The organism is Streptomyces sp. NPDC030809, assembly GCF_055572195.1.
Genome location: NZ_JBVIDV010000008.1, coordinates 96,357 through 98,842 on the forward strand (window position 1 = coordinate 96,357; position 2,486 = coordinate 98,842).

Genomic DNA, 2,486 nt, shown 5'->3' on the forward strand with positions numbered 1-2,486 from the left:
TCAGCAAACACCCCCCCCCCCCTTTTGTGGGGGGTGGGTAGTGTGCCGCCCCCCCCCCCCCCCCCCCCCTCCCTCCTCCCTCTCTGTGGGGGTTGCCCCCGGGACCCTTCCGCATTTTTGCGGGGAGCACCCCACCGGCCGCACCCGTACCGAGTACTGCTTCGGGCGGACTCCCGCGGCGCAGCACCCGTTTCACGCCGTGGCTTTGCCGAACGCGCCGTGCCAGGGCGCCGCGAGCAGCGCGGCCTCGCGCCCGTCCACGAGATCCGGAGCACCGAAGGCCATGGCCGCGTCGAGCAGGGCGCCAAGGGCGGTGCCCCAGGGCTCGGCCGGCACCTTGCCACCGTCCTCGTCGACCGCGTACGCCTCGTCACCCCCGCGCAGCCGCGCGCTCTCACGAACCAGCCGGGACAGGACGGTGAACCCGTGCCCGATCGGCGACCGCAACCGCCCGGCCCCCGGGACGGCCAGCGTCCACCGGTGTGAACGCCCTCGGTAGGGCGCGCCATTGGGCTGTGCCCCGAGCCACCGCTCCCACGCCGCACCGTAGACCTGGTCCGCCTCCGGCCGCCGCAGCGCCGCCAGCCGGCCCGCACCCTCCCGGTCCAGCCCCCGCCCGGCCTCCAGCACGCGCACCACGGCCTCCCCGCACGGGCCGAACAGCACCGCGGGAGACAGCTCCTCCACCACGTCCACGGCAACGGCACGGGTGTACCCGGCCCCGTCCCGCACGTTGGCCCCGGCGCGTGCGGCAGCCGCCCGTTCCTCGTCCGAGGCGGCAGGCACCACCTCGACCCGGAACAACCGCCCGGGCCACCGGGCCACGAGCACCCCTTCCAGCTCGTCATCCACCACGAGCCAAGGCGGCTCCAGCGCGGGCACCCTCACCTGCTCCCCGACAGCGGCCCCCTGCACGTACCCGGGAGCCGCCTGATCGACGAACATGAACCCGCCCCTCACCCTCCCGCCCGCTCCGTCGCAGCCGACCGCCGCAGCAGGTAGGCCCCGGCTGCGGAGATGAACAGCGACATGCAGCCGATGAAGACGAGGCCTGCCTTCTCCAGGTCCCACGCGTCCGAGAGCAGGCCCACGCCGATCACCGGCAGCGAGATGCCCGTGTACGCCGCGACGAACAGGGCCGAGAGGACCGCGGCCCGCCGGTCGGCCGGGGCGGCCGCGGCCACGGTGGCCAAGGCCGCGCGGAACGTGAGGCCCTGGCCGGTCCCGCCGAGCAGGGCGGACAGCACGACCAGGGCGAGGAGGTCCGTCCACAGCGCTGCCGCCAGCAGAGCCAGCGCGGCGAACAGGACGGCGCAGCCCACGGGCAGGGAGCGCGCCACGCCGACGTGGTCGACGGCCAGCTGGCCGAGCGTCGAGGCGAAGAAGGCCAGGGCCACCACCAGGCCGCTCACCGCGCGGTTCTCGACGCCCAGGTAGCCCGCGAGGAAGGCGGGGCTGACCGAGGCGAACAGGCCGAACAGTGCGAAGCCGACGAAGGAGGCGATCGCCGCGGGTGCGAACACCGGCCGGACCTGCGGGGGCAGGGCGAGGCCGGACGGGCGTACGGTCGCCGCGGGCCGCCGGTCGGCCACGGTCTCCGGAAGCCGCACCAGGACGAGGGCCGACACGGCCACCAGCGCGAGGTGCAGGGCGAAGGGCAGCACCAGCGGGTCGGGGGCGTACTGCGCCAGCACGCCGGCCAGCAGGGGCCCGCACCCCAGGCCGCCCATGTTGGCGGCCGTCGCCACGAGCGTCGCGCGCGCCCGGCCGTCCGGCGGCGCGAGCTCCATCACGTACGCCGTGGCGGCCCCGGTGAACAGGCCCGCCGACAGTCCGGACAGCAGCCGGCCTGCGTACAGCCAGCCGAGCGCGTCCGCGAACAGGAAGCACCCGGCGCTCGCCGCCGCGAAGCCGAGGCCCCACAGCAGGGCCGGCCTGCGGCCGACGGCGTCGGAGACGTTGCCGGCGAGCAGCAGGACGGCCATGACCCCGAAGGCGTACACCGCGTACACGACGGTCACGGTCAGCTGGGAGAAGCCGAACTTCTCCTCGTAGAGCAGGTAGAGCGGGGTCGGGAGGGTGGTGCCGGCCATGCACACGACGAACACCGCACCCGCGAGCAGGGACCGCGACCAACCCCGGTGATCTTCCATGCCGCCGACGGTACCTCCCGCCGGCGAACAGGACGAACCCGGCCGGGCCGGGGCGGACCGAGCCGACGGCGGCCGGTCAGGCCTTGCGGATGTTGTAGCCGGTGGTCGTGCCGACGCAGGTGGTGCTCCGGAACGAGCCGCTGACGACCCATCCGGCGGGAATGGGGGAGTAGGAGCACACGGTGGCGTAGCTCTGCCCGGCGGTGTTGCCGATGGTGTAGGAGACCCCGGTCCCGGTGCAGTTGCTCGTGCTGGACGCGCTCGTGACCACCCACCCGGCCGGGATGGGGGACTGGGAGCACACGGCGGCGAAGTTCTGGCCGGCGGTGTTGC

General features: G+C 74.7%; 2 protein-coding genes and 1 pseudogene. All 3 read right to left on the reverse strand.

Features of this window, described 5'->3' with window-relative positions; all coding sequences use genetic code 11:
* Window positions 1-192 precede the first annotated feature (192 nt).
* Window positions 193-945, reverse strand: a complete 753-nt coding sequence (locus ACZ407_RS13370) for a hypothetical protein (protein WP_468128174.1) — start codon at window positions 943-945, stop codon at window positions 193-195.
* Window positions 946-956: 11 nt separating this feature from the next.
* Entirely contained in the window at window positions 957-2,153 is a 1,197-nt protein-coding gene (locus tag ACZ407_RS13375; RefSeq protein ID WP_468128175.1) for an MFS transporter, read from the reverse strand.
* Between the two features lie 76 nt (window positions 2,154-2,229).
* Window positions 2,230-2,486, reverse strand: a pseudogene (locus ACZ407_RS13380) (hypothetical protein); the annotation flags it as partial.